Below are 8,162 nucleotides of genomic sequence, written 5' to 3' on the forward strand. Positions count from 1 at the left end.
CGGCTTCCAGGGCAACCCCGGCTCACACCCGATCCGGAGCCTTCGCGGTCCCGGGCGCCCCAGACCCTACTCACCGCAACAATTCAACCGAGAATCCCACGCTACGCGGCCGATCTCGCTTCTACCGCGCAGACTCCTAGCGGAGGCCTTCTGCCCGCCGAAGGCCCTGGCCACTCCACGGAATCACGAATCATTGGTACGTTCATGTCAAGCCGCGGACCCCCCGCGATGAAGGAGAACATCATGGCAGCAAGAAAGAAGGCAGCGCGGGCTCGCGGAGCGGGCACCCGTAGTTCGAACTGGTTCATCAAGGGCGTGGCCCGGCTCGAAAAGGAGCTGCCGCCGAACATCCGAAAACCTGTTCGTGAGGTGCGAAAGCAGCTCGAAGACATGGAGAAGCAGATCGAGAAGCTGCGCAAGGACGGCGAGAAGCGCCGAAAGCGCCTCGAAGCCGATGCAGAGAAGCTCTACCGACGCCTGGAACGCGCAGTGCGCGGAAAGCCTGCACGGAAGAAAGCCAAGCGGAAGAAGGCGGCTCGCAAGGCCACGACCAAGAAGGCCGCGCGCAAGAAGACGACCCGAAAGGCCGCGACCAAGAAGGCCGCGACCAAGAAGGCCACGCGCAAGAAGACAACCCGGAAGAAGGCGACCCGCAAGAAGACGGCTCGCTAGGGCGAGGGGCCGCCGCAGCTACTCCGCCTGGATCGTCTTCAGAAAACGGAGGACGATCCAGGCGGTACCGCGCGCGTTCGCTTCTCCGGCGGGGCCTGGGCCGAAGCCGCCTCCCCGCCGAACGCGGGTCCATGCCAGCCGCGTTCGATTGCTCGAGTGAAGGCAGGTACGCGGTGAGGCGTTTCGCCACACCGCACTGAGTCGAACGAGGTGCGGCGATTCCTCGGGCACGATGAGCGCGCGAGACGACGGCTCGAAACCTGCAGGGTATTGGCCGAGGAGAACGCGACCATGCCCTATTCCCACTACAACCGGCTCACCGCCCTCGACACCACCTTCCTCGATCTCGAGAGCGACGGCGTGCACATGCACGTGGGATCGGTCGCCACCTTCGAACCCGGCCCGCTGGCCACCCCGGACGGGGGCATCGATTTCGAGCAGATCCTGACGTTGGCCGAGACCGGCCTGCGCCGCGCACCGCGTTTCCGCCAGAAGCTCGACACAACGCCGATCACGGGCCACCCGGTGTGGATCGACGACGACCGCTTCAACCTCCACTACCACATCCGGCATACCGCCCTGCCGCTGCCCGGTGACGAACGCCGCCTCAAACGACTGGCCGGCCGCATCATGTCCCAGAAGCTCGATCGCTCGAAGCCGATGTGGGAACTCTGGTTCGTCGAAGGCCTGGAAGGTGGGCGCTTCGCGGTCATTTCGAAGGTTCACCACTGCCTGATCGATGGCATTTCCGGTGTCGAGTTGCTGGCCGCATTCATGGGCCCCGATGCGAACTACCGCCCTGTCGAGACGCACCACACATGGCGGCCTCGTTCTCGCCCGAGCCCCCTCGAACTCCTGGGCGGTGAGCTGCGCCATCGCATTGGAACGCCTGGGCGGCTCCTGAGCAATGCCTTCCGATCCCTGGAACACCCGGTCGATGGCATCGACTCCGCCGTCAAGACGGCAACCGGCTTCGTCGAAGGCCTCGGAAAGGCGCTCGCCCCCGCGTCCGAGACGCCGCTGAATGTCCCGATCGGGCCCTACCGCCGTTTCGATTGGACGCGCTTCGACCTGGACGTCGTGAAGGAGGTGAAGGCAAAACTGGGCGGAACGATCAACGACGTAGTGCTCGTATGTGTGAGCGGAGCCGTTCGACGCTTCCTGCAGCAGCAAGGCACCAGCACCCGGGACATCGACTTCCGCGTCTTCATCCCGGTCAGCACCCGCACCGAAGACGAGCGCGGCACACTCGGCAACAAAGTATCGATGCTCGTCGCTTCGCTTCCCGTCGACGAGCACGATCCGAAGCAGCGTGTGGATCGCGTCATCGCCGAGACCCGGAACCTGAAGAACTCACGACAAGCCGAGGGCACCCAGGTGCTCGAAGAACTCAGCGACTGGACCTCGACCAGCTTGATCACCGGCATGAGCCGGTTGGCCGCTGCCCGACGTTCCTACAACATGGTGGTGACGAACGTGCCCGGCCCCGGCTTCCCCGTCTTCCTGAACGGAGCGCACATGCTCGAATCCTACCCACTCGTGCCTCTGTTCGAGAATCAGGCCCTGGGCACCGCCTTGCTCAGCTACAACGGAGCCCTGCATTGGGGGTTCAATGCGGATTGGGAGGCCATGCCGGATCTGCATACGTTCGTGGCCGACATCGAGGAAGAATTCGAAGGCTTGCGCAAGCTCTGAACCCGAGAGCCAGGAGAGAGACCCGTGTCCGAGACATTCGACCGACTCACGCAGCTCGACAACTCCTTCCTCGTCTATGAGGACGCGCAGCCGCATGCGGCCATGCATGTGGCGTCGACCCAGATCCACGATGCACGACCTTTGCGTCTCGACGACGGTTCGCTGGATATCGAGCGCATCCAGGAGTACGTGCTCTCGCGCCTCGACCGCATTCCGCGCTACCGCCAGCGCCTGGCTCGCACGCCGATCGAGGGACATCCGGTCTGGATCGACGATGCCTCCTTCAACATCCACTACCACGTGCGTCATTCCCGCTTGCCGAGCCCGGGCAACGAGCGCCAGCTCAAACGGATGGCGGGCCGCATCTTCTCCCAGCGTCTCGATCGGGAGAAGCCGCTCTGGGAACTCTGGATCATCGAGGGGCTCTCGGGCGACCGCCTGGCCGTGGTCTCGAAGGTCCATCACTGCATGGTCGATGGTGTCTCCGGATCCGAGCTGATCTCCGCCCTGCTGACCAGCGAACCCCAGGAGAAGCCCGACCCCACCCGCCCCTGGCATCCCCGCGACACGCCCAGCGCCACGACCCTGGGCATGAGCGAGGTGAACCGGGTTGTACGCGCGCCGGTCCAGGCGGCCGAGGCCATGGCTCGCCTGCTGCGGGACGAAGACGACGATCGCCACGACCTTTCCGAGCGCGTCCGCGCGCTCGGGCGCATGCTGGGCAATGTCAGCGGTGCCCGCGCCCTCCCCTTCAACGAGCCGATCGGCCCCCATCGCCGACTCGATTGGACGCCGATCTCGATGGCGGAGATCAAGGAGGTGCGACGAGCCGTAGGAGGCACGGTGAATGACATCGTGCTGGCGGTGACCGCCGGCGCCGTACGGCATTACCTGACCCACACGCGCGGCATGACCCTGCACGACGAATCGTTGCGGGTCATGGCGCCGGTCAGCGTGCGCCGCAAGGACGAGCGGGGCGACCTCGGCAACCGGGTCTCGGCCTGGACACTCGACCTCCCGATCAACGAGCCGGATCCGCTCACCCGGTTGGAGACCATCTGTCAGGCCACGGCAGAGCTGAAGGAAACGAAGCAAGCGCTCGGTGCGGAAATCCTGACCCAGGCGACTGAGTGGACCGGCTCCGGGTTGCTCTCCCTGGGCGCGCGGCTGATCGTGCTGGGAACACCGTTCAACATGGTCGTCACGAACGTTCCGGGCCCGCGCGTGCCGCTCTTCCTGATGGAGTCGCCGCTACTCGAAATCCATCCCCACGTCCCGCTGATGGGAAACCTCGGCCTGGGCCTCGCCCTCTTCAGCTACGACGGCAACCTCTCGTTTGGATACTCCGCCGATTGGGACCAGATTCCCGACCTCCACGAGCTGGTCCTCGCCACCGCGGAATCCTTTGCGGAGCTGCGGGAAGCGGCGGGATTGACGCCTGCGAGCTGAAGCCTCGCCAGCCCAGAGCTGAATCCCGAGCTGCTGGAGGCTCGCGGGATTGCTATAGGCTTCCCGGATGGTGCGGGGCCACGTCGAGCAAGTTCAGCACCAGGACCCTTGGATGGACGAAGTACGGTGACGGTGCAGAGCTTGCTGGGAATCGCGCTGCTCCTGCTGTGCTGGATCGCGCCTGCCGGAGCGCAGCAAGATGCTTCGGCGCCGCCGCAAGAGCCCCATTGGAAGTACGATCCCGACAACGCCCGGGACATCCTCGAAGTTTGCGCCGCCTGTCACGGCAGGAACGGCGAAGGCGGCAAGGATGGGGAGTATCCCCGGATCGCCGGCCTTTCCGCGGACTACCTGGAACGGCAGCTGCAAGCCTTCAAGGCCCACGAGCGGATCAACATTCCCATGTATCCCTACGCAACCGAGCGCGAACTTCCGCCGGACGATGTCCGCGATATCGCACGCCTGCTCTCCGAGATCGAATTGCCGACCGAGCGACCCCCGGCCGATGTCGAGATGAGTTCGCTGGAGCGGCTCCTTGCCGTCCAGGCCGTCTTCAACGTTCCCCGAATCGACGGCGACATCGAGCGCGGCGCGGAACTCTACGACGAAGAGTGCAGCGAATGCCACGGCGAGCAGGGCTGGGGCGAGGACGACGTCCCCCAGATCGCGGGCCAGCACACGAACTATCTTCGCCGACAGATCAAGCAATTCCGGTCGGGTGAACGCGTCAACGAAGACATGGAGGACGTCTTCGACGGCTTCGACGAGGACGACATCGAGGACATCTTCGCGTACCTCGCCTCCGTGGACGATTGATCCCTGAGCGTCCTGCCATGCCGCAGTTCCGTCTCGGACGGAATCTCCTCGGACTTCGCATCGCGCGCGCCCGGCCGAACGCCCCGAAGGCGGTGTACCCTCGCAGCCTCGGACGTGCGGCTCAGGCGAGCCGCCGTGTGGCCGAAAGGATGGGTGGGGGCCGCCTGTGGCAGAGCGCCGGAAGAACACACGAAGCAAGCGGAGACTGACCGCCCGTATCGAAACGCCCGAGGGGACGTTCAGCGGGATCTCTCGGCCACGGGCCTGTTCGTGCAGACCCGCGTATCCCTGAAGCCGGGCCAGAAGGTCCACGTCGAACTTCGAGAGGCCGACGACCCGGAGATCGCCATCTCGGCCAAGGTGGTCCGACGCTATGTCGTACCCTCGCGTCTGGCTTCGATTTCGAGTAGCGGTGTTGCGCTCGGGATCGAGAATCCGAGCGAGGCATTCCTCGAACTCGTCGCTGGCCGAACAGGTGCCACGCGTGCCGCACCGGCCGCGGCTTCCGGCCCCGTCGCAGCTCCCGCCCCCGCCCCCGCCCCGGTCGCACACAAGGCGAGCGCCACCTGGCGCGTCAAGGCCAGTCAGATCGGCAAGCCCCGCACGCGCACGCTCAAGCTGGAAGCCCTCGACGAGGAATCGGCGTGCGAGGCCGCGAAGGAAGAGCTTGGTGACGACTGGGAGATCCTCGAGGCCACCCAGGACTGACGACCGTGAAGAAGCCAGAGCCTCCGCAGGCCATCCTGCTTGGGGCGACCGCAGCTCGAGATGCCGAAGCGCTCCCAAGTCGAGAGCCACACAGATGGCAAGCCGAGCCAGGAAGCAAGCGCAACATCCAGCGGAAACCCAGAGGTTCCATGGAGCGCGAGACGGCTTGCTCAACGTCTCGAAGGTCGCGCGGAGGCGGCGACGACTGGTACGGTTGATGATTGGAGGCAGGGCATGGAAGAACTTCGTGGTCGAGTGGCGGTGGTGACTGGTGCGGCGAGCGGGATCGGGCTGGCGCTCGGTCGCCGCTTCGCCGCCGAGGGGATGCGGGTCGTACTGGCGGATATCGAGTCCGAGGCACTCGAAGGCGCGCGCCGGGAACTCTGCAACTCGGGCGCGGAGGCGATCGCGGTGCAGACCGACGTCAGCCAGCCCGATGCGCTGAGCGCCCTCGCCCAGGCGACCCTCGACGCCTTCGGCAAGGTCCACGTGCTGTGCAACAACGCCGGAGTGTTCGCCGCCGGCGCGTCGTGGCAGGTGCCGCTCTCCGACTACGAGTGGGTGTTCGGCGTCAACCTGTGGGGCGTGATCCACGGCATCCAGGCCTTCGTCCCCATCATGCTCGAACAGGACGAGCCCGCGCATATCGTCAACACCGCCTCGATGGCGGGCGTGACGCGGGCCCCGATGGTCTCTGCCTACTACATGAGCAAACACGCCGTGCTCAGCCTGAGCGAGACGCTCTACCTGGAGTTGGAGAACGCGCCCATCGGTGTCTCCGTGCTCTGCCCTGAGGTCATCAGCACACGCATCGGCGACTCCGACCGCAATCGCCCGCCACACCTCAAGCGCGGCGAAGACGCCGACCTCACCACCTCCCAGCTGGTCGAGTCCGTGCTCTCGACCGCCACCGACCAGGGACTCGACCCGTCCACAATGGCCGAGCGAGCCGTGAAGGCGATCCAAGACAACCAGCTCTACATCCTCAGCGAAGAAGGCGGAGCCTGGCGCGCGGCCTGCAACGCGCGGCTCGACGATCTGCGGCTGGCTCGCAACCCGACGGGGCCTGCGCTCACGGTGGGGAACTGATCGGGAGCCCGAGCGCAAGACGCCCCGGCTTCGGCCGGGGCATCGTCGTTCGTGCCGTCTACTGCTCGACGAGCCGCCGCTGCGCGCAGGTCCAATGCCAGAACCGCTCCTCCCGCTCCACGAAATGGTCGTCCGGATTCGCGGTTACAGGTGGTGCGCTACACCCTGGACAGCCTGGCAGTCGCACCGGCGGGCCGTCGAGCAGCAACGGCTTGCCCCCGGCTGCTCGGGTGCGCCCGGTAGCCGCCCCAGCACCACCCGCTGCGGTACATGGCCAGGGGTGCCTGGCTGAAACGCCGCGCCCGTGGGCCATTTCCAGGCGGACCGATACCATGGATTCATGCAGCGCGGGCCGACACTGGTCCTGCTCGGGGTGGCCCTTGTAGGGATACTCGCCATGTGGAGCCGGCTCCTTGACGGAATGATCTTCCAGCCCACCTCCGGCGTGGATCTCCGCCCGGAGCAGGTTGGCCTGAGCGGCGAGGATGTCTTTCTCGAAGCCGCTGACGGCGTGCGCATCCACGGCTTCTGGCTGCCGGCCGAGGGGGCGACGCGCGCGCTCCTCTTCCTGCACGGCAACGCCGGCAACGCATCGCATCGCCTGCCCAACGCGGCGGAGCTGGTCGCGCTGGGAACCAGTGTGTTGCTCCTCGACTATCGCGGATACGGACTCAGCGACGGCAGCCCGAGCGAGGCGGGAGTGTATGCGGACGCCCGGGCGGGTCTCGGGTACTTGATCGAGGAGCGTGGCATTCCGGAGGATCGCATCGTCGTGTTCGGGCGTTCCGTCGGTGGCGCCGTGGCCGTGGACCTCGTACAGGATCGGGCGATCGCCGGGCTGATCTTGGAGAGCACCTTCACCTCGGTATCGGCAATGGCGCGGTCGTTGCTGCCCCTCGCTGCGCCCTTCGTGCGCGGCCACTTCGACTCCGAGAGCAAGATTGCGAGGCTGCGAGCTCCCCTGCTCTTCTTTCACGGAGACCGTGACGAGATCGTACCGTATGGGCTCGGTCGGCAGCTCTTCGAAGCCGCACCCGGGCCCAAGGCCTTCGAGACCATCGAGGGGGCGGGCCACAACGACACCACGACCATCGGCGGACGGCCCTACTTTGAACGCATCGGCCGCTTCCTGAACGAGGTGGCGCCAGCCTGAAGGGGCCCGAGTGCGCCTCGCACTGATCATTGCGGAAGGAGGGGTGGCGTTACCCCCTAGGCGCTGGCGGATGGGGTGAAGGCGGGCGCGGCAGCAGGAGTGTTCGTCTTGCAGGGTCTCGGTCACCTCGCGCTCCCCGCTTTGGCTAGTCCGATCCTGGACACCTCGGGCACCGAGGACACCGATCCCGGGAACTCCGATATCTTTGGTTCCTATAGGGACTTCTTCAAGCCACCGTCCCTGGTGTCCTTGGTGTCCTTGGTGTCCAGGGACAGCCCGATGACTCGCTGCGCCTAGCCCACGTCCTTCCGGTGGATGAAGCTGACCTTTCCTTCGCGGACTTCGGCGTCTCCGAACGTCTCTATACGTCTAAAGCCACTGACGCCGTCGACCCCAACGAAGAAGCCCCCGCCACAAGTGTGCGGGACCCCAGGTTTCCTGGAGCGCGAGACGGGACTCGAACCCGCGACCCTCGGCTTGGGAAGCCAGGTCTCGGAATCAGGCAAGGTCCTGAAACCAATAGGCTTTTCGTAACTCGCGTTCCCGGTGACATGTCGCAGGGCGTTGCAGCGAGTTGCAG

Annotated in this window: 7 protein-coding genes; all 7 read left to right on the forward strand. The window is 65.7% G+C overall.

Annotated features, from left to right (window positions below):
- The first annotated feature begins 243 nt into the window (after positions 1 to 243).
- The 7 genes from GY937_12320 (at position 244) to GY937_12350 (ending at position 7,582) form a co-directional block, all read left to right on the forward strand.
- Positions 244 to 672 (forward strand): hypothetical protein, encoded by a 429-nt coding sequence (locus GY937_12320; protein ID MCP5057492.1) that lies wholly within the window; start codon positions 244 to 246, stop codon positions 670 to 672.
- 291 nt (positions 673 to 963) lie between these two features.
- Positions 964 to 2,367, forward strand: a complete 1,404-nt coding sequence (locus GY937_12325; protein ID MCP5057493.1) for a wax ester/triacylglycerol synthase family O-acyltransferase — start codon at positions 964 to 966, stop codon at positions 2,365 to 2,367.
- Between the two features lie 24 nt (positions 2,368 to 2,391).
- Positions 2,392 to 3,816, forward strand: a complete 1,425-nt coding sequence (locus GY937_12330; GenBank protein MCP5057494.1) for a wax ester/triacylglycerol synthase family O-acyltransferase — start codon at positions 2,392 to 2,394, stop codon at positions 3,814 to 3,816.
- A 126-nt stretch (positions 3,817 to 3,942) separates the two neighbouring features.
- Positions 3,943 to 4,632 carry a c-type cytochrome gene (locus GY937_12335; GenBank protein ID MCP5057495.1) on the forward strand — a complete coding sequence of 230 codons (690 nt, stop codon included), beginning with the start codon at positions 3,943 to 3,945 and terminating at the stop codon, positions 4,630 to 4,632.
- Between the two features lie 135 nt (positions 4,633 to 4,767).
- Entirely contained in the window at positions 4,768 to 5,340 is a 573-nt protein-coding gene (locus GY937_12340) for a PilZ domain-containing protein (GenBank protein MCP5057496.1), read from the forward strand.
- Positions 5,341 to 5,574: 234 nt separating this feature from the next.
- Positions 5,575 to 6,429, forward strand: coding sequence for an SDR family NAD(P)-dependent oxidoreductase (locus GY937_12345; GenBank protein MCP5057497.1), 855 nt, complete (start codon positions 5,575 to 5,577; stop codon positions 6,427 to 6,429).
- Positions 6,430 to 6,769: 340 nt separating this feature from the next.
- Positions 6,770 to 7,582: an alpha/beta hydrolase gene (locus GY937_12350; protein ID MCP5057498.1), complete on the forward strand. Its 813-nt coding sequence runs from the start codon at positions 6,770 to 6,772 to the stop codon at positions 7,580 to 7,582.
- Positions 7,583 to 8,162: the final 580 nt, after the last annotated feature.

This window comes from bacterium (assembly GCA_024228115.1).
Taxonomy (GTDB): Bacteria; Myxococcota_A; UBA9160; order UBA9160; family UBA6930.

Coding starts and splice junctions, on each gene's coding strand:
- GY937_12320 (MCP5057492.1), top strand. CDS start 244: ATGGCAGCAAGAAAGAAGGCAGCGCGGGCTCGCGGAGCGGGCACCCGT.
- GY937_12350 (MCP5057498.1), top strand. CDS start 6,770: ATGCAGCGCGGGCCGACACTGGTCCTGCTCGGGGTGGCCCTTGTAGGG.
- GY937_12345 (MCP5057497.1), top strand. CDS start 5,575: ATGGAAGAACTTCGTGGTCGAGTGGCGGTGGTGACTGGTGCGGCGAGC.
- GY937_12325 (MCP5057493.1), top strand. CDS start 964: ATGCCCTATTCCCACTACAACCGGCTCACCGCCCTCGACACCACCTTC.